Below are 18,091 nucleotides of genomic sequence, written 5' to 3' on the forward strand. Positions count from 1 at the left end.
ACCGGAGATCCCGCAGGCTAGAGGGCGTCGGGGTCGAAGGGGGCGTCGAGCGACCGGGTCAGCTCCTCGAGCATCGCCTCGATCTGCGGCTCCACGTACTGCGAGATCGCTGCCTGCACGGCCAGACGGTGCCGCAGCAGGATTCCGCAGATCTCGCGTCCGACGAGATTCGCGTATTCGTCGGCGAGCGTGACCTCCTGGCGGAGCGCGGCCTTGGCCTCGTCCGTCAGCGGCGGAAGCGGGGGGAGCTCGGCGGCCTCCTGATCGGCCAGACCCGCGATCGTGAAGAGGAACGGCGCTCCGGGGATCGGATCCGGGTCCAGCGGCATGCCCTCGAACTCGGGAGCGAGATCCTCTCCCGGGCGGTAGCTGCGCGCGCGATTGCGCGCTGCCTGCTGGTCCAGTTCGCGCTGCAGCATCGGAAGGTTCTGCGCCGTGTAGTCGGCGACCGCGTGGTCGACGATCGTCTTGATGCGGGTGGACAGCCCGTGCTGGACGCCGTGGGGGACGTTGCCGCCGATGCCGACGGCGGAGAGCACGGGGGAGCCCAGGCAACGACGGCAGGGCGCGACCCGCCCGCGGTGGGTGGCCGGCTCCCAGCGCGGCACCCAGCGCAGCCAGGCCTCGACGGCCTGGTCGACCTGCGTCTCCAGCGAGCGCTCCACGTTCTCAGAGTACCGCGATGCTGGGCGCGGACTCATTTGACCGGGTATGTGACGCGGCATTACACTTGATCAGGTGTGTGCACGTCTCGGCGTGCCCGCATGCAGGGCGCCGGTCCGATACCGGTCCGCCCCCACGGCATACCCACCACACCAAAGGCTCGTCGGATCCGACGTGCCGGTGGGTCATGATGTGAAATCCATCGCGCTGTCACCGTGCAGCACAACAAGGAGAGAACGTGCCAACCATTCAGCAGTTGGTTCGCAAGGGTCGTTCGCCCAAGGTCTCGAAGACCAAGGCGCCCGCCCTGAAGTCGAACCCGCAGCAGGCCGGGGTCTGCACCCGCGTCTACACCACCACCCCGAAGAAGCCGAACTCGGCGATGCGCAAGGTCGCCCGTGTGAAGCTGCGCAACGGCACCGAGGTCACCGCCTACATTCCCGGCGAGGGCCACAACCTGCAGGAGCACTCCCTGGTGCTCGTCCGCGGCGGTCGTGTGAAGGACCTCCCCGGTGTGCGCTACAAGATCGTCCGTGGCGCCCTGGACACCCAGGCCGTCAAGAACCGTAAGCAGGCTCGTTCCCGCTACGGCGCGAAGAAGGGTTGAGTTAGATGCCTCGTAAGGGTCCCGCCCCCAAGCGCCCCGTCGTCAACGACCCGGTCTACGGCGCTCCGATCGTCACGTCGCTCGTGAACAAGATCCTCGTCGACGGCAAGAAGTCGCTCGCCGAGTCGATCGTCTACGGCGCCCTCGCCGGTGTCGAGGCCAAGAGCGGCCAGGACGCCGTCGCGACGCTCAAGAAGGCGCTCGACAACGTGCGCCCCACCCTCGAGGTCCGCAGCCGCCGCGTCGGCGGTTCGACCTACCAGGTTCCGGTCGAGGTCAAGCCGCACCGCGCGAACACGCTCGCGCTGCGCTGGCTCGTCAGCTACGCCAAGGGTCGTCGTGAGAAGACGATGACCGAGCGTCTGCAGAACGAGATCCTGGACGCCTCGAACGGTCTCGGTGCCGCGGTCAAGCGCCGTGAGGACACGCACAAGATGGCCGAGTCGAACCGCGCGTTCGCTCACTACCGCTGGTAACAGCTTCGCCCGTCCCCGGACTCGCGCCGGGGGCGGGCACCCTCCCTCTCCTCGCAGCATCCCTGCAAGAAAGATAAGGACACTCCTGTGGCACAAGACGTGCTCACCGACCTGAGCAAGGTCCGCAACATCGGCATCATGGCGCACATCGATGCCGGCAAGACCACCACCACCGAGCGCATCCTGTTCTACACGGGCGTCAACCACAAGCTGGGCGAGACGCACGACGGCGCCTCGACCACCGACTGGATGGAGCAGGAGAAGGAGCGCGGCATCACGATCACGTCTGCCGCCGTGACCTGCTTCTGGAACAAGAACCAGATCAACATCATCGACACCCCCGGTCACGTGGACTTCACGGTCGAGGTGGAGCGCTCGCTCCGCGTCCTCGACGGTGCGGTCGCCGTGTTCGACGGCAAGGAGGGCGTCGAGCCCCAGTCCGAGACCGTGTGGCGTCAGGCCGACAAGTACAACGTCCCGCGCATCTGCTTCGTCAACAAGATGGACAAGCTGGGCGCCGACTTCTACTTCACCGTCGACACCATCATCAACCGCCTCGGCGCCAAGCCCCTCGTGCTGCAGTTGCCGATCGGTGCCGAGAACGACTTCGTCGGCGTCGTCGACCTCATCGAGATGCGCGCGCTGGTCTGGCCGGGCGACGCCAAGGGCGACGTGACGATGGGCGCCTCCTACGAGGTGCAGGAGATCCCCGCCGACCTCAAGGACAAGGCCGAGGAGTACCGCCAGCAGCTGCTGGAGACGGTCGCCGAGACCGACGAGGAGCTTCTGGAGAAGTTCTTCGGCGGCGAGGAGCTCACCGTCGCCGAGATCAAGGGCGCGATCCGCAAGCTGGTCATCGCGAGCGAGATCTACCCGGTCCTCTGCGGCTCGGCGTTCAAGAACCGCGGTGTGCAGCCCATGCTGGACGCGGTCGTCGACTACCTCCCCTCGCCGCTGGACGTGCCCGCCATCGAGGCGCACGACCCCAAGGACGAGGAGAAGATCATCGAGCGTCACCCCGACGCGAAGGACCCCTTCGCGGCGCTGGCGTTCAAGGTCGCCGTCCACCCGTTCTTCGGTCGTCTGACCTACGTGCGCGTGTACTCGGGCGAGCTCGAGTCCGGCGCCCAGGTCATCAACTCGACCAAGGGCAAGAAGGAGCGCATCGGAAAGATCTTCCAGATGCACGCCAACAAGGAGAACCCGGTCGACAAGCTGACCGCCGGCAACATCTACGCCGTCATCGGCCTGAAGGACACCACCACCGGTGACACCCTGGCCGACATGGCTCAGCCGGTCGTCCTCGAGTCGATGACGTTCCCCGAGCCCGTCATCGAGGTCGCGATCGAGCCGAAGACGAAGGCCGACCAGGAGAAGCTGGGTCTCGCGATCCAGAAGCTCGCCGAGGAGGACCCGACCTTCCGCACGGAGCTCAACCCCGAGACCGGTCAGACGACCATCAAGGGCATGGGCGAGCTGCACCTCGACATCCTCGTGGATCGCATGAAGCGCGAGTTCCGCGTCGAGGCGAACGTCGGAAAGCCCCAGGTGGCCTACCGCGAGACGATCAAGAAGGCCGTCGAGAAGCACGACTACACCCACAAGAAGCAGACGGGTGGATCGGGCCAGTTCGCCAAGATCCAGTTCACCATCGAGCCCCTCGAGCTCGACGCCGAGAAGACGTACGAGTTCGAGAACAAGGTCACCGGTGGCCGCATCCCGCGCGAGTACATCGAGCCGACCAACCAGGGCTTCCAGGACGCCATGGCGGCCGGTGCTCTGGCGGGCTACCCGATGGTGGGCGTGAAGGCCATCCTGCTCGACGGCGCCTCGCACGACGTCGACTCCTCGGAGATGGCGTTCAAGATCGCCGGCTCCATGGGATTCAAGGAGGCCGTGCGCCGCGCCAACCCGGTGCTGCTCGAGCCGCTGATGGCCGTCGAGGTCCGCACGCCCGAGGAGTACATGGGCGACGTCATCGGCGACCTGAACTCGCGTCGTGGCCAGATCCAGTCGATGGAGGATGCCGCGGGCGTGAAGGTCGTCCGTGCCCAGGTCCCGCTGTCCGAGATGTTCGGCTACATCGGCGACCTGCGTTCGAAGACGTCCGGTCGTGCCGTGTACTCGATGGAGTTCGACTCCTACGCCGAGGTCCCGCGGGCCGTGGCGGACGAGATCGTCCAGAAGACCAAGGGCGAGTAAGCCCTTGCCCGGTCGGCTCCGGGCCCCGCTCGGAGCCGACCGGACAACGCACAACTTCATAAAGCTCTCTCTACTAAACTGAGAATCAAACACCGTAGAGAACCGGTCACAATCCAGTGCCCGGGAATCTCTACACGAACGTCCTGAGGAGGACCCAGTGGCCAAGGCCAAGTTCGAGCGGACCAAGCCGCACGTGAACATCGGAACGATCGGTCACGTCGACCACGGCAAGACCACGCTCACCGCAGCGATCTCGAAGGTTCTTGCCGACAAGTACCCGTCGGCGACCAACGTTCAGCGCGACTTCGCGTCGATCGACTCCGCTCCCGAGGAGCGCCAGCGCGGTATCACGATCAACATCTCGCACGTCGAGTACGAGACGCCGAAGCGCCACTACGCGCACGTCGACGCCCCGGGTCACGCCGACTACATCAAGAACATGATCACCGGTGCCGCTCAGATGGACGGCGCGATCCTCGTGGTCGCCGCCACCGACGGCCCGATGGCTCAGACGCGCGAGCACGTCCTGCTCGCCAAGCAGGTCGGCGTTCCGTACCTGCTGGTCGCGCTGAACAAGAGCGACATGGTCGACGACGAGGAGATCCTGGAGCTCGTCGAGCTCGAGGTCCGCGAGCTGCTCTCCAGCCAGGACTTCGACGGTGACAACGCTCCGGTCGTCCGCGTCTCGGGCCTGAAGGCTCTCGAGGGCGACGAGAAGTGGGTCAACGCGATCCTCGAGCTCATGGAGGCCGTCGACGAGTCCATCCCGGACCCGGTGCGCGACAAGGACAAGCCGTTCCTGATGCCCGTCGAGGACGTCTTCACGATCACCGGTCGTGGCACCGTCGTCACGGGTCGCGCCGAGCGCGGCACGCTGGCCATCAACTCCGAGGTCGAGATCGTGGGTCTGCGCCCGACGCAGAAGACGACCGTCACCGGTATCGAGATGTTCCACAAGCAGCTCGACGAGGCATGGGCCGGCGAGAACTGCGGTCTTCTTCTCCGTGGCACCAAGCGCGAAGAGGTCGAGCGCGGTCAGGTCATCGTGAAGCCGGGATCGGTCACGCCGCACACCGACTTCGAGGGCACCGCGTACATCCTGTCCAAGGACGAGGGTGGCCGCCACAACCCCTTCTACACGAACTACCGTCCGCAGTTCTACTTCCGCACCACCGACGTCACCGGCGTCATCTCGCTGCCCGAGGGCACCGAGATGGTCATGCCCGGCGACACCACCGACATGACGGTCGAGCTGATCCAGCCGATCGCCATGGAGGAGGGCCTCGGCTTCGCCATCCGTGAGGGTGGACGCACCGTGGGCGCCGGTACGGTCACGAAGATCATCAAGTGATTCGGGCCGGGTCAATGCGAGCGTAGCCCGCGTTGACGCGGCATCGAGTCAGGTTGAGCGAGCGCTGCGAAGCAGAGCGCGAGTCGAAACCTCAGCCACGACGGGGTCGGACCTTCGGGTCCGGCCCCGTCGTCGTTTTCCAGCACAGTCATGGCGGAGGCTTCCGCTGACCGCCGTCGACGGACAGAATGAGAAGGCCGACGCGCTTCCTCGTCGGCGACCGAGAAGGGGATGCAATGGGTATCGAAGAGTCGATCAACGACGCCGTGAACAAGGGCAAGGACCTCTACGAGCAGAACAAGGACAAGATCGCCGAGGCCGTCAAGAGCGAGCAGGCCGAGGACGTCAGCGACAAGGTCCTCGACGGCGTCGCGGACTTCGCCAAGAAGATCGCTCCGGGCGCGGCGGACAAGATCGACGAGATCCGCGACAGCGCGGACAAGGCGGTCGGCAACGAGTAGACACGCGTGACACGGAAAAGGGGTTCCTCTTCACGGAGGGGCCCCTTTTCCGATACGATCGCTTCTGCCGCCTGGGGATCTTGCGGCGGGGAGTGCGAAGGGGTTCGCCCTCCCGAATCGCGCGGTTCGCCGCGCACCTGACTGGGGAACTGACTGTGGGGATCGATGCGTCGACGGCGCCCTTCGCGCGCCGGCCTGCGACACCGCTGCTGCGGCCGATCCGCCATGCCTCCGACGAGGATCGGGGTGTCCCTTCACGCCCGGATCCTCGCGTTCGGTGTGCCCCCTCGCACTGAACGCATCCCCACGCGGGGCGAGGCATGGGGATGCCTCGCCCCGCGATCTCCCGGCGGATGCCGCGCCATTCAACTCGGTCGGAGAGGCCCGTCGCGAAGCGCGACACGCCCGGGTTTGCACAACCGAAATCCCCCATGGCACAATAGATAGGTTCCACATTCCGGGGGTGCGCTGTGCGTGCCGACCGGATCACTACCAGGGCAGTGCATAGACGGCGTCTCTTCGTGAGGCAGCAGGGTTCTAGGCCGCGGGTAGGAGAACATCCCCGACACCTCTGCTGAGAGGTTCTGCCGTGCGCTGAGAGGCGCGCGGGCTGACAGAAGAACAGTGGTGCGCAGACCTGCTCTCCGGAGCCGGTCGAGTGCCGAGGCGTGAACAGCGCCGACGTGCGTCCAATGCCCCTGGGTCACCCGGCCCAGGACGGTAAGACGCCTTATAGAGAGTGAGCAGACAATGGCGGGACAGAAGATCCGCATTCGCCTGAAGTCGTACGACCACGAGGTCATCGACACGTCGGCGCGCAAGATCGTCGACACCGTGACCCGTGCGGGCGCGACTGTCGTCGGCCCCGTGCCGCTTCCGACCGAGAAGAACGTCGTGTGCGTCATCCGGTCGCCCCACAAGTACAAGGACAGCCGCGAGCACTTCGAGATGCGCACCCACAAGCGTCTGATCGACATCGTCGACCCGACGCCCAAGGCCGTCGACTCGCTGATGCGTCTCGACCTGCCGGCTGACGTCAACATCGAGATCAAGCTCTGAGGATCGACATGGCTGACATCAACGCAAAGGTTTCCAAGGGACTGCTGGGCACCAAGCTCGGCATGACCCAGGTGTGGAACGAGAACGGCAAGCTCGTTCCCGTCACCGTCATCGAACTCGCCCCCAACGTGGTCACGCAGATCCGCACGCCCGAGAAGGACGGCTACAACGCCGTCCAGATCGCCGCGGGTCAGATCGACCCCCGCAAGGTGAACAAGCCCCTCACGGCTCACTTCGAGGCCGCCGGCGTCACGCCGCGCCGTCACGTCACCGAGATCCGCACGGCGGACGCTGCTGACTACTCACTCGGTCAGGAGCTCACGGTGGACGGCCTGTTCGAGGCGGGCCAGCTGGTCGACGTCGTCGGCACGAGCAAGGGCAAGGGCACCGCGGGTGTCATGAAGCGCCACAACTTCAAGGGCGTCTCGGCTTCCCACGGTGCACACCGCAACCACCGCAAGCCCGGCTCCATCGGCGCATCGTCGACCCCGAGCCGCGTCTTCAAGGGCATGCGCATGGCCGGCCGTATGGGTGGCGAGCGCGTGACCGTCCTGAACCTCACGGTGCACGCCATCGACGCCGAGAAGGGACTCATGCTCGTCAAGGGCGCCGTCCCCGGTGCGCGTGGCCGCGTCGTCTACGTCCGCAACGCAGTGAAGGGTGCCTGATCATGGCTGACTCGACTCTCGCGCTCGACGTCCTGAAGGCCGACGGCAAGAAGGCCGGCTCCATCGAGCTGCCCGCCGAACTCTTCGACGTCAAGACGAACATCCCGCTCATCCACCAGGTCGTCGTCGCCCAGCTCGCCGCTGCGCGTCAGGGCACCCACTCGACCAAGCGTCGCGGTGAGGTCTCCGGTGCCGGTCGCAAGCCCTTCAAGCAGAAGGGCACGGGTAACGCCCGTCAGGGTTCCATCCGTGCGCCGCACATGACCGGTGGTGGCATCGTCCACGGCCCGAAGCCGCGCGACTACGCGCAGCGCACCCCCAAGAAGATGATCGCCGCCGCCCTGCTGGGCGCGCTGAGCGACCGCTTCCGCGGTGAGCGTCTGCACGCCGTCGAGACCTTCGGCATCGACTCCACGCCTTCGACGAAGACCGCCGCGAGCCTGCTCGCCCAGGTCGCCCCGTCGAAGAACATCCTGGTCGTCACCCAGCGTGACGACGAAGTGACCGTCAAGAGCGTTCGCAACCTGTCGAACGTGCACTGGCTCACCTTCGACCAGCTGAACGCCTACGACGTGCTCGTCTCCGACGACATCGTCTTCACCAAGGCCGCGCTCGAGGCGTTCATCGCCTCGAAGACCGGCGCAACCGAGGAGGTCTCGGCATGACCGAGCAGGCATCCGTCCTGGCGACCGCTCTCAACAAGGACCCGCGCGACATCATCCTGAAGCCGGTCGTGTCCGAGAAGAGCTACTCGCTCATCGACGAGGGCAAGTACACGTTCCTCGTGGACCCGCGCGCCTCGAAGACCGAGATCAAGCTCGCCATCGAGAAGATCTTCGGCGTCAAGGTCGCGGCGGTCAACACGATCAACCGCGTCGGCAAGGCCCGCCGCACCCGCTTCGGCACCGGCAAGCGCAAGGACACCAAGCGCGCCATCGTGACCCTGAAGTCGGGCACCATCGACATCTTCACGGCAATCGGCTGATCCGGGGGATAAAGGACAATCATGGCTATTCGCAAGTACAAGCCCACGACCCCGGGTCGTCGCGGTTCGTCGGTGGCCGACTTCGCCGAGATCACCCGATCGACGCCGGAGAAGTCGCTGCTGCGCCCCCTGTCGAAGACCGGTGGCCGCAACAACCAGGGCCGCATCACGACCCGTCACATCGGTGGTGGCCACAAGCGCCAGTACCGCGTCATCGACTTCCGTCGCAATGACAAGGACGGCGTCAACGCCAAGGTCGCTCACATCGAGTACGACCCCAACCGCACCGCACGCATCGCGCTGCTGCACTACTTCGACGGCGAGAAGCGCTACATCCTCGCGCCGAACAAGCTGAGCCAGGGCGACATCGTCGAGTCGGGCGCGTCGGCCGACATCAAGCCGGGCAACAACCTGCCGCTGAAGAACATCCCCACCGGTACCGTGATCCACGCGATCGAGCTCCGCCCCGGCGGAGGCGCGAAGCTGGCTCGCTCGGCGGGCACCTCGGTGCGTCTGGTCGCCAAGGACGGTCCCTACGCGCAGCTCCGTCTGCCGTCGGGCGAGATCCGCAACGTCGACGCCCGCTGCCGCGCCACGATCGGCGAGGTCGGCAACGCCGAGCAGTCCAACATCAACTGGGGCAAGGCCGGCCGCAAGCGCTGGAAGGGCGTCCGCCCGACCGTGCGCGGTGTCGCCATGAACCCGGTCGACCACCCGCACGGTGGTGGTGAGGGCAAGACCTCCGGTGGTCGTCACCCGGTCACGCCGTGGGGTCAGGCCGAAGGCCGCACCCGTCACGCGAACAAGGAAAGCGACAAGTACATCGTGCGTCGTCGCAACGCCGGCAAGAAGCGCAAGTAGGAGTAAGAGAAGATGCCTCGCAGTCTCAAGAAGGGCCCCTTCGTCGACGAGCACCTGCTTCGCAAGGTGGTCGGTCAGAACGAAGCCGGCACGAAGAACGTCATCAAGACCTGGTCGCGACGCTCGATGATCATCCCGGCCATGCTGGGTCACACCATCGCCGTCCACGACGGTCGCAAGCACATCCCCGTGTTCGTGACCGAGACCATGGTCGGTCACAAGCTGGGCGAGTTCGCGCCCACCCGCACCTTCCGCGGCCACGAGAAGGACGACAAGAAGGGCCGCCGCCGCTGACGCGGGGGCGATAGAGGAGAGAGAAATGGTGGAGTCCATCGCACGCGTGCGACACATCCGCGTGACCCCTCAGAAGGCTCGTCGTGTCGTCGCGCTCATCAAGGGCAAGCAGGCCCAGGAAGCTCTCGCGATCCTGAAGTTCGCACAGCAGAGCGCCAGTGAGCCGATCTACAAGCTTGTCGCGTCGGCCATGGCCAACGCGCAGGTGAAGGCGGATCGCGACGGCGAGTACCTCGACGAGCAGGACCTGTACGTGAAGAACGCGTACGTCGACGAGGGCACGACGCTCAAGCGTTTCCAGCCCCGCGCTCAGGGTCGCGCTTTCCAGATCAAGAAGCGCACGAGCCACATCACGGTCGTGCTCTCGACGCCGGAGGTCGCTGCCGCGGCCGAGGGTGACAGCAACAAGAAGGCGAGCAAGTAATGGGACAGAAGGTAAACCCGTACGGCTTCCGCCTCGGCATCACCACCGACCACGTCTCGCGCTGGTTCTCCGACTCGACGAAGCCGGGTCAGCGCTACGCGGACTACGTCGCCGAGGACATCAAGATCCGTCGCCTGCTGCAGACGCAGCTGGACCGCGCCGGCGTCAGCAACATCGAGATCGAGCGCACCCGTGACCGCGTGCGTGTGGACATCCACACCGCGCGCCCGGGTATCGTCATCGGTCGTCGTGGCGCCGAGGCCGAGCGCATCCGCGGCGACCTCGAGAAGCTCACCGGCAAGCAGATCCAGCTGAACATCCTCGAGGTCAAGAACCCCGAGGCCGACGCTCAGCTCGTCGCCCAGGGCATCGCCGAGCAGCTGTCTGCTCGTGTGGCGTTCCGTCGCGCGATGCGCAAGGGTCTGCAGGGCGCTCAGCGCGCCGGCGCCAAGGGCATCCGCATCCAGGTCTCCGGCCGCCTCGGCGGCGCCGAGATGAGCCGGTCGGAGTTCTACCGCGAGGGTCGTGTGCCGCTGCACACGCTGCGCGCGAACATCGACTACGGCTTCTACGAGGCCAAGACCACCTTCGGCCGCATCGGCGTGAAGGTCTGGATCTACAAGGGCGACCTGACCAACAAGGAGCTTGCTCGCGAGCAGGCGAACGCACCGAAGTCCCGTCGTGATGACCGTGGCGACCGTCGCCGCGGCCCGCGCAACGAGGCTCCCGTCGCAGAAGGAGCGTCTGCCTGATGCTTATTCCCCGCAAGGTCAAGTACCGCAAGCAGCACCACCCCAAGCGTGATGGCCAGGCCACCGGCGGCACGAAGGTCTCCTTCGGCGAGTTCGGCATCCAGGCTCTCACCCCCGCTTACGTGACGAACCGTCAGATCGAGTCCGCTCGTATCGCGATGACCCGTCACATCAAGCGTGGTGGAAAGGTCTGGATCAACATCTACCCCGACCGTCCGCTCACGAAGAAACCCGCCGAGACCCGCATGGGTTCCGGTAAGGGCTCGCCCGAGTGGTGGGTCGCAAACGTCAAGCCGGGTCGCGTCCTCTTCGAGGTCGCGGGCGTCAACGAGCAGCTCGCTCGCGAGGCCCTGACCCGTGCCATCCACAAGCTGCCGCTCAAGGCACGCATCATCAAGCGCGAGGAGGGCGACGCGTAATGGCGATCGGCACCAAGGAGCTCGCTCCCAGCGAGCTCGACACGTTCGAAGACCAGCGCCTCGTCGAGGAGCTGCGTAAGGCCAAGGAGGAGCTGTTCAACCTCCGCTTCCAGTCGGCCACGGGCCAGCTGGAGAGCCACGGCCGCATCCGCGCCGTCAAGCGCGACATCGCGCGCCTGTACACCGTGATCCGCGAGCGCGAGCTGGGCATCCGTGCGACGCCCGCCCCGGTCGAGGCTCCGGCCAAGAAGGCGTCCAAGGCAAAGGCGAAGAAGTCCGACGCGGCTGAGGCGCCGAAGGAGGAGGCCGAGTAATGGCTGAGAAGAAGGCTGCCGTCAAGGCGGAGACCGTGGAGCACGCCGAGCACGACGTGCGTCCCGCGGACGCCCGCGGCTACCGCAAGGCCCGCCGCGGCTACGTCGTCAGCGACAAGATGGACAAGACCATCGTCGTCGAGGTCGAGGACCGCGTGAAGCACCCGCTGTACGGCAAGGTCATCCGTCGCACCTCCAAGGTGAAGGCGCACGACGAGGGCAACACCGCCGGCATCGGCGACCTGGTCCTCATCAACGAGACCCGGCCGCTCAGCGCCACCAAGCGCTGGCGTCTGGTTGAGATTCTGGAGAAGGCCAAGTGATTCAGCAGGAGTCCCGCCTCAAGGTCGCCGACAACACCGGCGCGAAGGAACTGCTCACCATCCGAGTCCTGGGCGGCTCGCGCCGTCGCTATGCGGGCCTCGGTGACACCATCGTCGCGACCGTCAAGGACGCGATCCCGGGCGGCAACGTGAAGAAGGGCGACGTCGTCAAGGCGGTCATCGTCCGCACCGTGAAGCAGACCCGTCGTCCCGACGGTTCGTACATCAAGTTCGACGAGAACGCCGCCGTGATCCTGAAGAACGACGGGGAGCCCCGCGGCACCCGTATCTTCGGCCCGGTCGGTCGTGAGCTTCGTGACAAGAAGTTCATGAAGATCGTCTCGCTCGCCCCGGAGGTCATCTGATCATGGCGAACATCAAGAAGGGTGACCTGGTTCAGGTCATCACCGGCCGCAAGCAGGACAAGGGCGGCGACCGCGGCAAGCAGGGCAAGGTGCTCGAGGTCCTCGTGGCCGAGAACCGCGTCATCGTCGAGGGCGTCAACTACGTCACCAAGCACACGCGCGTCGGTCAGACGCAGCGCGGCACGAAGACGGGCGGCATCGAGACCATCGAGGCGCCCATCCACATCTCGAACGTCCAGGTCATCGACCCCTCGACGAAGAAGCCGACCCGCGTCGGCCACCGCGTCGAGGAGCAGACCAAGGACGGCGTGAAGCGCACCGTTCGCGTCCGCTACGCGAAGAAGTCAGGTAAGGACCTCTGATGAGCACCGACACTGCCGCGCAGGCTGGCAAGATCCAGCCGCGCCTGAAGCAGAAGTACAAGGCCGAGATCCAGCAGAAGCTGCAGGACGAGTTCGGCTACCAGAACGTGATGCAGATCCCCGGCATCGTCAAGGTCGTCGTCAACACCGGTGTCGGTGAGGCGGCTCGCGACAGCAAGGTGATCGATGGTGCGGTCGACGACCTCACCAAGATCACCGGCCAGAAGCCGATCGTCACGAAGGCCCGCAAGTCCATCGCGCAGTTCAAGCTGCGCGAGGGCCAGGCCATCGGCGCGCACGTCACGCTCCGTGGCGACCGCGCGTGGGAGTTCATCGACCGCCTGGTCTCGCTCGCCCTGCCCCGCATCCGCGACTTCCGCGGTCTGTCGGCCAAGCAGTTCGACGGCAACGGCAACTACACCTTCGGTCTCCAGGAGCAGAGCGTGTTCCACGAGATCGATCAGGACAAGATCGACCGCGTCCGCGGCTTCGACATCACCGTGGTGACGTCGGCCAAGACGGATGCCGAGGGCCGCGCGCTCCTGCGCCACCTCGGCTTCCCGTTCAAGGCCGACGACGCTCAGGCGTGATCCGGTGACGCGGGGAGGGACGCCGCAAGGCGCCCTCCCCGCGTGCCGTACAATTGAAGATTGCGTGCTCATCGCAGGCCGTCTGTCGTGTAACGGCAGCCGGAACCTCATGATCGAAAGAAGAACACCATGACAATGACAGACCCGGTCGCAGACATGCTGACCCGTCTGCGCAACGCGAACTCGGCGCACCACGACTCCGTGACCCTGCCGTCGAGCAAGCTGAAGACGCACATCGCCGAGATCCTCCAGCAGGAGGGCTACATCGCCGGCTGGGAGGTCTCGGACGCCCGCGTCGGCAAGAACCTCACCCTCTCGCTCAAGTACGGTCCGAACCGTGAGCGCTCCATCGCCGGCATCAAGCGGGTCTCGAAGCCCGGTCTGCGCGTCTACGCGAAGTCCACCGAGCTCCCGAAGGTCCTCGGCGGCCTCGGCGTTGCCATCCTGTCCACCTCCTCCGGTCTTCTCACCGACCGTCAGGCAGAGCAGAAGGGCGTGGGCGGAGAAGTTCTCGCCTACGTGTGGTGATACGAACATGTCGCGTATTGGACGACTTCCCATCGAGATCCCCGCGGGCGTGACCGTTTCGGTCGACGGCCGTGAGGTCGCGGTGAAGGGCCCGAAGGGTGAGCTCACCCTGACGGTCGCCGCCCCCATCGAGGTCGCGGTCGAGGAGAACCAGGTTCTCGTCACCCGCCCCGACGACGAGCGCGAGTCGCGGTCGCTTCACGGCCTGACCCGCACGCTCATCAACAACAACATCATCGGCGTGACCCAGGGCTACTCCAAGGGCCTCGAGGTCGTCGGCACCGGTTACCGCGTGCAGCAGAAGGGCAGCTCGGTCGAGTTCGCCCTCGGCTTCTCGCACCCGGTCCTGGTCGACCCGCCCGCCGGCATCACGTTCACGGTCGAGGGCAACAACAAGCTCACCGTGAGCGGCATCTCGAAGCAGGCTGTCGGCGAGGCAGCCGCGAACATCCGCAAGATCCGCAAGCCTGAGCCCTACAAGGGCAAGGGTGTCCGCTACGCGGGCGAGGTCGTGCGTCGCAAGGCCGGAAAGGCTGGTAAGTAATCATGGCTGTGAAGTCGAAGTCCGACGCCCGCGCGCGTCGTCACGCCCGCCTTCGCAAGAAGATCGTCGGCACCGAGCAGCGTCCGCGCCTCGTCGTGAACCGTTCGGCCCGTCACGTCTTCGTGCAGCTGGTCGACGACAGCAAGGGCCACACCGTCGCCTCGGCATCCACGCTCGAGACCGACCTTCGTGGTTTCGAGGGCGACAAGACCGCCAAGGCCCGCAAGGTCGGCGAGCTCCTCGCCGAGCGCGCGAAGGCCGCCGGTTTTTCCGAGGCCGTGTTCGACCGTGGCGGCAACCGCTACGCGGGTCGTGTCGCGGCGATCGCCGATGGCGCCCGTGAAGGGGGGCTGGCACTGTGAGTGACATCAAGGAGAACGAAGTGACCGAAACGGCTGCAGCCTCGACTGAGGCCGCTGAGCCCGCTCGCGAGCAGCGTGAGGGCCGCCGTGGCGGCCGTGACCGCAACCAGGGCGGCCGCGACCGCAACTCGCGCGACCGCGGCGACAACCAGTTCCTCGAGCGCGTCGTGACCATCAACCGCGTCTCCAAGGTCGTGAAGGGTGGACGTCGCTTCAGCTTCACCGCCCTCGTGGTCGTCGGCGACGGCAACGGTCTGGTCGGCGTCGGCTACGGCAAGGCCCGCGAGGTGCCCCTGGCCATCTCGAAGGGTGTCGAAGAGGCCAAGCGCAACTTCTTCCGCGTCCCCCGCGTCGCGAGCACCATCCCGCACCCCGTGCAGGGTGAGGCCGCGGCCGGTGTCGTGCTGCTTCGTCCGGCCGCTGCCGGTACCGGTGTCATCGCCGGTGGTCCGGTCCGCGCCGTGCTCGAGTGCGCCGGCATCCACGACGTGCTGTCGAAGTCGCTCGGCTCGTCGAACACGATCAACATCGTGCACGCGACGGTGGAGGCCCTGAAGCAGCTCGAGGAGCCCCGTGCGGTCGCCGCGCGTCGTGGCCTCGAGTTCGACCAGGTCGCCCCGGCGCGTCTCGTCCGTGCGGAGGCCGACGCGGCCGCCGCTCAGAAGGTAGGTGCCTGATGGCTGCGCGCCTCAAGGTCACGCAGGTCAAGTCCAAGGTGAGCGAGAAGCAGAACCAGCGCGACACGCTGCGCAGCCTCGGTCTGAAGCGGATCGGTGACTCCACCGTCCGCCCCGACGACGCGCAGACGCGCGGCTACGTCCGGACCGTCGCCCACCTCGTCAAGGTTGAGGAGATCGACTAATGGCTGAGAAGAACGAAGCCGTCGAGGCCGAGAAGGCTCCGAAGAAGGCCGCCCCCAAGGCTGCCGCTTCGAAGACCGCTGAGGCCTCGAAGAAGGCTCCGGCGGCCAAGAAGCCGGCCGCCAAGAAGCCCGCTGCCAAGAAGGAGGCCGAGACCTCGCGTCCCGGCGTCCTCAAGGTGCACCACCTGCGTCCGGTCCCCGGCGCCAACACCGCCAAGACCCGTGTCGGTCGCGGTGAGGGTTCCAAGGGCAAGACCGCAGGCCGCGGCACGAAGGGCACCAAGGCCCGCAACACCGTGCGCGTCGGATTCGAGGGTGGGCAGATGCCGCTGCACATGCGCACCCCGAAGCTGCGCGGTTTCAAGAACCCGTTCCGCGTCGAGTACCAGGTCGTGAACCTGGAGAAGCTCGCCGAGCTGTACCCCCAGGGTGGCGACGTCACCGTCAGCGACCTGGTCGCCAAGGGTGCCGTTCGCAAGAACGAGAAGGTCAAGGTCCTCGGCAACGGGGACATCGCGGTGAAGCTCACCGTCTCGGTCGACAAGGTCTCGGGTTCCGCCGAGCAGAAGATCGTGGCGGCCGGCGGTTCCGTCAAGTAACCACTGTGCAGAGGGGTCGGAGATATCTCCGGCCCCTCTGTGCGTTACTCTGGTCTTTCGGCCGTCTGCTGTGTCGACGGCGACCTTTCTGGAGGAAAACCCTTGTTTAGCGCCATTGCGCGGATCTTCCGCACGCCCGACCTCCGTCGGAAGATCGGTTTCACCCTGGCGATCATCGCCCTCTACCGCTTCGGCTCGCACATCCCCGCTCCGTTCGTGAACTTCCCGAACGTCGAGCAGTGCCTCGCGCTCACGTCGGGCACCGAGGGCCTGCTGAGCCTGGTCAACCTCTTCTCGGGCGGAGCGCTGCTCCAGCTCTCGATCTTCGCGCTGGGCGTCATGCCGTACATCACGGCGACGATCATCACCCAGCTGCTGCGCGTGGTCATCCCGCACTTCGAGACCCTGCACAAGGAGGGTCAGGCCGGCCAGGCGAAGCTGACGCAGTACACGCGCTACCTCACGATCGCGCTCGCTCTGCTGCAGTCGACGACGCTCGTCACCGTCGCGCGCAGCGGTCAGCTGTTCGGCACCACCGACATCGCGGCCTGCCAGAACCTGCTGACGAACGATGTCTGGTGGGCGCAGCTGCTCATGATCATCACGATGACCGCCGGCACCGGCCTCATCATGTGGTTCGCCGAGCTCGTCACCGAGCGCGGCATCGGCAACGGCATGTCGCTGCTGATCTTCACCTCGATCGCGGCCACGTTCCCGTCCGCCATGTGGCTGATCTGGGAGACCCGCGGCTTCGAGGTCTTCCTGCTCGTGCTGGCCGTCGGGATCATCGTGATGGGGCTCGTCGTCTTCGTCGAGCAGTCCCAGCGCCGCATCCCCGTCCAGTACGCGAAGCGCATGGTCGGCCGCCGCACCTACGGCGGGACCAACACCTACATCCCGATCAAGGTGAACATGGCGGGTGTGATCCCGGTGATCTTCGCCTCCTCGCTGCTGTACATCCCGATGCTCATCGCGCAGTTCAACACCCCGCAGGACGGTTCCGAGCCGGCCGCGTGGGTGACCTGGATCTCGCAGTACTTCACCACCGGCGATCACCCGCTGTACATGCTGGTGTACTTCCTGCTCATCATCGGGTTCACGTACTTCTACGTCGCGATCACCTTCAACCCGGTCGAGGTCGCCGACAACATGAAGAAGTACGGCGGCTTCATCCCCGGCATCCGTGCGGGGCGCCCGACGGCCGAGTACCTCGACTACGTGCTGACGCGCATCACGTTCCCCGGGTCCATCTACCTGGGTCTGATCGCCCTGATCCCGCTGGTGGCCCTGGCCACGGTCGGCGCCAACCAGAACTTCCCGTTCGGCGGCGCATCGATCCTCATCATCGTCGGCGTGGGTCTCGAGACGGTCAAGCAGATCGACGCTCAGCTCCAGCAGCGTCATTACGAAGGGCTCCTCCGATGACCTCATCCGCACGTCTCCTCATCGTCGGCCCGCAGGGTTCCGGCAAGGGCACGCAGGGTGTGCGCATCGCCGAGTCCTACGGCATCCCGGTGATCTCGACCGGCGACATCTTCCGCGCCAACATCAAGAACGGCACGGAACTGGGCAAGCAGGTCACGTCGATCCTCGATCGCGGGGACCTCGTGCCCGATGAGCTGACGAGCGAGATCGTGCGCGATCGGCTGTCGCAGGAGGACGCCGCGAACGGGTTCCTCCTCGACGGATACCCGCGCAACGCTGCCCAGGTCGCGCACCTGGAGCAGTTCCTGTCCTCGCGCGGCGAGGCGCTGGACGCCGTGATCCTGCTGGACGTCCCGCGTGACGAGAGCATCTCCCGCCTGAGCCTGCGTGCGAAGGAGCAGGGCCGCTCGGACGACACCCCCGAGGCCATCGGCCACCGCCTGGACATCTACGAGCACGAGACCGCTCCGATCCTGGAGACCTACTCGGACCGCGGCATCGTCGACCGCATCGACGGCGTCGGATCGCTCGACGAGATCACCGAGCGCATCACCGCGGCGCTGGACGCGCGCGGCCTGCGCGTGACGGTCTGAGC

28 protein-coding genes are annotated in these 18,091 nt (G+C 66.1%); 27 read left to right on the forward strand and 1 reads right to left on the reverse strand.

The window, feature by feature from the left end:
* Nucleotides 1–17: 17 nt before the first annotated feature.
* Nucleotides 18–665 (reverse strand): spermidine/putrescine ABC transporter substrate-binding protein, encoded by a 648-nt coding sequence (locus KYX17_RS23190; RefSeq protein WP_243229780.1) that lies wholly within the window; start codon nucleotides 663–665, stop codon nucleotides 18–20.
* Nucleotides 666–901: 236 nt separating this feature from the next.
* On the opposite strand from KYX17_RS23190, the gene rpsL reads away from it, so the two are divergent.
* From rpsL to KYX17_RS23325, 27 genes are all read left to right on the forward strand, one after another.
* Complete coding sequence (gene rpsL / locus KYX17_RS23195) at nucleotides 902–1,270, forward strand: 30S ribosomal protein S12 (RefSeq protein ID WP_013584051.1); 369 nt, start codon at nucleotides 902–904, stop codon at nucleotides 1,268–1,270.
* Nucleotides 1,271–1,275: 5 nt separating this feature from the next.
* Complete coding sequence (gene rpsG, locus KYX17_RS23200; RefSeq protein WP_243229782.1) at nucleotides 1,276–1,746, forward strand: 30S ribosomal protein S7; 471 nt, start codon at nucleotides 1,276–1,278, stop codon at nucleotides 1,744–1,746.
* An 87-nt stretch (nucleotides 1,747–1,833) separates the two neighbouring features.
* The gene (gene fusA, locus KYX17_RS23205; protein ID WP_243229783.1) at nucleotides 1,834–3,948 is read left to right on the forward strand and encodes an elongation factor G; all 2,115 of its coding nucleotides are present in this window, start codon (nucleotides 1,834–1,836) and stop codon (nucleotides 3,946–3,948) included.
* Between the two features lie 157 nt (nucleotides 3,949–4,105).
* Entirely contained in the window at nucleotides 4,106–5,299 is a 1,194-nt protein-coding gene (tuf, locus tag KYX17_RS23210) for an elongation factor Tu (protein ID WP_243229784.1), read from the forward strand.
* A gap of 236 nt (nucleotides 5,300–5,535) precedes the next feature.
* Nucleotides 5,536–5,760 (forward strand): hypothetical protein, encoded by a 225-nt coding sequence (locus KYX17_RS23215; RefSeq protein WP_243229785.1) that lies wholly within the window; start codon nucleotides 5,536–5,538, stop codon nucleotides 5,758–5,760.
* Nucleotides 5,761–6,510: 750 nt separating this feature from the next.
* Nucleotides 6,511–6,819, forward strand: a complete 309-nt coding sequence (gene rpsJ, locus KYX17_RS23220) for a 30S ribosomal protein S10 (RefSeq protein ID WP_017201594.1) — start codon at nucleotides 6,511–6,513, stop codon at nucleotides 6,817–6,819.
* A gap of 8 nt (nucleotides 6,820–6,827) precedes the next feature.
* Nucleotides 6,828–7,487, forward strand: a complete 660-nt coding sequence (gene rplC, locus KYX17_RS23225) for a 50S ribosomal protein L3 (protein WP_243229786.1) — start codon at nucleotides 6,828–6,830, stop codon at nucleotides 7,485–7,487.
* Nucleotides 7,488–7,489: 2 nt separating this feature from the next.
* Nucleotides 7,490–8,152: a 50S ribosomal protein L4 gene (rplD, locus tag KYX17_RS23230; RefSeq protein ID WP_243229787.1), complete on the forward strand. Its 663-nt coding sequence runs from the start codon at nucleotides 7,490–7,492 to the stop codon at nucleotides 8,150–8,152.
* Entirely contained in the window at nucleotides 8,149–8,472 is a 324-nt protein-coding gene (gene rplW, locus KYX17_RS23235; RefSeq protein WP_243229788.1) for a 50S ribosomal protein L23, read from the forward strand. Before rplD ends, rplW begins: the two co-directional genes overlap by 4 nt.
* A gap of 21 nt (nucleotides 8,473–8,493) precedes the next feature.
* A complete protein-coding gene (gene rplB / locus KYX17_RS23240; protein ID WP_121060525.1) occupies nucleotides 8,494–9,333 on the forward strand; it encodes a 50S ribosomal protein L2 in 840 nt (279 codons plus the stop codon).
* A 12-nt stretch (nucleotides 9,334–9,345) separates the two neighbouring features.
* The gene (gene rpsS / locus KYX17_RS23245) at nucleotides 9,346–9,627 is read left to right on the forward strand and encodes a 30S ribosomal protein S19 (protein ID WP_223170705.1); all 282 of its coding nucleotides are present in this window, start codon (nucleotides 9,346–9,348) and stop codon (nucleotides 9,625–9,627) included.
* Nucleotides 9,628–9,652: 25 nt separating this feature from the next.
* On the forward strand, nucleotides 9,653–10,051 hold the full coding sequence (gene rplV, locus KYX17_RS23250; protein ID WP_243229789.1) for a 50S ribosomal protein L22: 399 nt from the start codon (nucleotides 9,653–9,655) through the stop codon (nucleotides 10,049–10,051).
* The gene (rpsC, locus tag KYX17_RS23255) at nucleotides 10,051–10,803 is read left to right on the forward strand and encodes a 30S ribosomal protein S3 (protein ID WP_067354301.1); all 753 of its coding nucleotides are present in this window, start codon (nucleotides 10,051–10,053) and stop codon (nucleotides 10,801–10,803) included. Before rplV ends, rpsC begins: the two co-directional genes overlap by 1 nt.
* A complete protein-coding gene (rplP, locus tag KYX17_RS23260; protein WP_067354305.1) occupies nucleotides 10,803–11,222 on the forward strand; it encodes a 50S ribosomal protein L16 in 420 nt (139 codons plus the stop codon). Before rpsC ends, rplP begins: the two co-directional genes overlap by 1 nt.
* Nucleotides 11,222–11,536: a 50S ribosomal protein L29 gene (gene rpmC, locus KYX17_RS23265; RefSeq protein ID WP_243229790.1), complete on the forward strand. Its 315-nt coding sequence runs from the start codon at nucleotides 11,222–11,224 to the stop codon at nucleotides 11,534–11,536. The genes rplP and rpmC overlap by 1 nt, the downstream gene beginning before the upstream one ends.
* Nucleotides 11,536–11,859, forward strand: coding sequence for a 30S ribosomal protein S17 (gene rpsQ / locus KYX17_RS23270; protein WP_243229791.1), 324 nt, complete (start codon nucleotides 11,536–11,538; stop codon nucleotides 11,857–11,859). Before rpmC ends, rpsQ begins: the two co-directional genes overlap by 1 nt.
* The gene (rplN, locus tag KYX17_RS23275; protein ID WP_067354309.1) at nucleotides 11,856–12,224 is read left to right on the forward strand and encodes a 50S ribosomal protein L14; all 369 of its coding nucleotides are present in this window, start codon (nucleotides 11,856–11,858) and stop codon (nucleotides 12,222–12,224) included. Before rpsQ ends, rplN begins: the two co-directional genes overlap by 4 nt.
* 2 nt (nucleotides 12,225–12,226) lie before the next feature.
* Nucleotides 12,227–12,586, forward strand: coding sequence for a 50S ribosomal protein L24 (rplX, locus tag KYX17_RS23280; RefSeq protein WP_243229792.1), 360 nt, complete (start codon nucleotides 12,227–12,229; stop codon nucleotides 12,584–12,586).
* Nucleotides 12,586–13,176, forward strand: coding sequence for a 50S ribosomal protein L5 (gene rplE / locus KYX17_RS23285; RefSeq protein ID WP_243229793.1), 591 nt, complete (start codon nucleotides 12,586–12,588; stop codon nucleotides 13,174–13,176). The genes rplX and rplE overlap by 1 nt, the downstream gene beginning before the upstream one ends.
* Before the next feature lie 129 nt (nucleotides 13,177–13,305).
* The gene (gene rpsH, locus KYX17_RS23290) at nucleotides 13,306–13,704 is read left to right on the forward strand and encodes a 30S ribosomal protein S8 (protein ID WP_243229794.1); all 399 of its coding nucleotides are present in this window, start codon (nucleotides 13,306–13,308) and stop codon (nucleotides 13,702–13,704) included.
* A gap of 7 nt (nucleotides 13,705–13,711) precedes the next feature.
* Entirely contained in the window at nucleotides 13,712–14,248 is a 537-nt protein-coding gene (gene rplF / locus KYX17_RS23295) for a 50S ribosomal protein L6 (RefSeq protein WP_243229796.1), read from the forward strand.
* 2 nt (nucleotides 14,249–14,250) lie between these two features.
* Nucleotides 14,251–14,610 carry a 50S ribosomal protein L18 gene (rplR, locus tag KYX17_RS23300; RefSeq protein WP_243229798.1) on the forward strand — a complete coding sequence of 120 codons (360 nt, stop codon included), beginning with the start codon at nucleotides 14,251–14,253 and terminating at the stop codon, nucleotides 14,608–14,610.
* Entirely contained in the window at nucleotides 14,607–15,287 is a 681-nt protein-coding gene (gene rpsE / locus KYX17_RS23305) for a 30S ribosomal protein S5 (RefSeq protein ID WP_374208984.1), read from the forward strand. Before rplR ends, rpsE begins: the two co-directional genes overlap by 4 nt.
* Nucleotides 15,287–15,472: a 50S ribosomal protein L30 gene (rpmD, locus tag KYX17_RS23310; RefSeq protein WP_243229799.1), complete on the forward strand. Its 186-nt coding sequence runs from the start codon at nucleotides 15,287–15,289 to the stop codon at nucleotides 15,470–15,472. The genes rpsE and rpmD overlap by 1 nt, the downstream gene beginning before the upstream one ends.
* Nucleotides 15,472–16,071 carry a 50S ribosomal protein L15 gene (gene rplO, locus KYX17_RS23315; RefSeq protein WP_243229801.1) on the forward strand — a complete coding sequence of 200 codons (600 nt, stop codon included), beginning with the start codon at nucleotides 15,472–15,474 and terminating at the stop codon, nucleotides 16,069–16,071. Before rpmD ends, rplO begins: the two co-directional genes overlap by 1 nt.
* Nucleotides 16,072–16,173: 102 nt before the next feature.
* Nucleotides 16,174–17,496, forward strand: coding sequence for a preprotein translocase subunit SecY (secY, locus tag KYX17_RS23320; RefSeq protein WP_243229802.1), 1,323 nt, complete (start codon nucleotides 16,174–16,176; stop codon nucleotides 17,494–17,496).
* The gene (locus tag KYX17_RS23325) at nucleotides 17,493–18,089 is read left to right on the forward strand and encodes an adenylate kinase (RefSeq protein ID WP_243229803.1); all 597 of its coding nucleotides are present in this window, start codon (nucleotides 17,493–17,495) and stop codon (nucleotides 18,087–18,089) included. Before secY ends, KYX17_RS23325 begins: the two co-directional genes overlap by 4 nt.
* Nucleotides 18,090–18,091 lie beyond the last annotated feature (2 nt).

The organism is Microbacterium sp. CIAB417, assembly GCF_022788845.1.

Excerpts from the sequence above, each read along its gene's own strand:
- rplB (WP_121060525.1), top strand. The coding sequence starts at position 8,494 with ATGGCTATTCGCAAGTACAAGCCCACGACCCCGGGTCGTCGCGGTTCG.
- rpmD (WP_243229799.1), top strand. The coding sequence starts at position 15,287 with ATGGCTGCGCGCCTCAAGGTCACGCAGGTCAAGTCCAAGGTGAGCGAG.
- rpsJ (WP_017201594.1), top strand. The coding sequence starts at position 6,511 with ATGGCGGGACAGAAGATCCGCATTCGCCTGAAGTCGTACGACCACGAG.
- rpsH (WP_243229794.1), top strand. The coding sequence starts at position 13,306 with ATGACAATGACAGACCCGGTCGCAGACATGCTGACCCGTCTGCGCAAC.
- rplR (WP_243229798.1), top strand. The coding sequence starts at position 14,251 with ATGGCTGTGAAGTCGAAGTCCGACGCCCGCGCGCGTCGTCACGCCCGC.
- rpmC (WP_243229790.1), top strand. The coding sequence starts at position 11,222 with ATGGCGATCGGCACCAAGGAGCTCGCTCCCAGCGAGCTCGACACGTTC.
- rplF (WP_243229796.1), top strand. The coding sequence starts at position 13,712 with ATGTCGCGTATTGGACGACTTCCCATCGAGATCCCCGCGGGCGTGACC.
- rpsS (WP_223170705.1), top strand. The coding sequence starts at position 9,346 with ATGCCTCGCAGTCTCAAGAAGGGCCCCTTCGTCGACGAGCACCTGCTT.
- rplD (WP_243229787.1), top strand. The coding sequence starts at position 7,490 with ATGGCTGACTCGACTCTCGCGCTCGACGTCCTGAAGGCCGACGGCAAG.
- rplO (WP_243229801.1), top strand. The coding sequence starts at position 15,472 with ATGGCTGAGAAGAACGAAGCCGTCGAGGCCGAGAAGGCTCCGAAGAAG.
- rpsQ (WP_243229791.1), top strand. The coding sequence starts at position 11,536 with ATGGCTGAGAAGAAGGCTGCCGTCAAGGCGGAGACCGTGGAGCACGCC.
- rpsG (WP_243229782.1), top strand. The coding sequence starts at position 1,276 with ATGCCTCGTAAGGGTCCCGCCCCCAAGCGCCCCGTCGTCAACGACCCG.
- rpsC (WP_067354301.1), top strand. The coding sequence starts at position 10,051 with ATGGGACAGAAGGTAAACCCGTACGGCTTCCGCCTCGGCATCACCACC.
- KYX17_RS23325 (WP_243229803.1), top strand. The coding sequence starts at position 17,493 with ATGACCTCATCCGCACGTCTCCTCATCGTCGGCCCGCAGGGTTCCGGC.
- rplV (WP_243229789.1), top strand. The coding sequence starts at position 9,653 with ATGGTGGAGTCCATCGCACGCGTGCGACACATCCGCGTGACCCCTCAG.
- rplE (WP_243229793.1), top strand. The coding sequence starts at position 12,586 with ATGAGCACCGACACTGCCGCGCAGGCTGGCAAGATCCAGCCGCGCCTG.
- rplP (WP_067354305.1), top strand. The coding sequence starts at position 10,803 with ATGCTTATTCCCCGCAAGGTCAAGTACCGCAAGCAGCACCACCCCAAG.
- rplX (WP_243229792.1), top strand. The coding sequence starts at position 12,227 with ATGGCGAACATCAAGAAGGGTGACCTGGTTCAGGTCATCACCGGCCGC.
- rplW (WP_243229788.1), top strand. The coding sequence starts at position 8,149 with ATGACCGAGCAGGCATCCGTCCTGGCGACCGCTCTCAACAAGGACCCG.
- KYX17_RS23215 (WP_243229785.1), top strand. The coding sequence starts at position 5,536 with ATGGGTATCGAAGAGTCGATCAACGACGCCGTGAACAAGGGCAAGGAC.
- rplC (WP_243229786.1), top strand. The coding sequence starts at position 6,828 with ATGGCTGACATCAACGCAAAGGTTTCCAAGGGACTGCTGGGCACCAAG.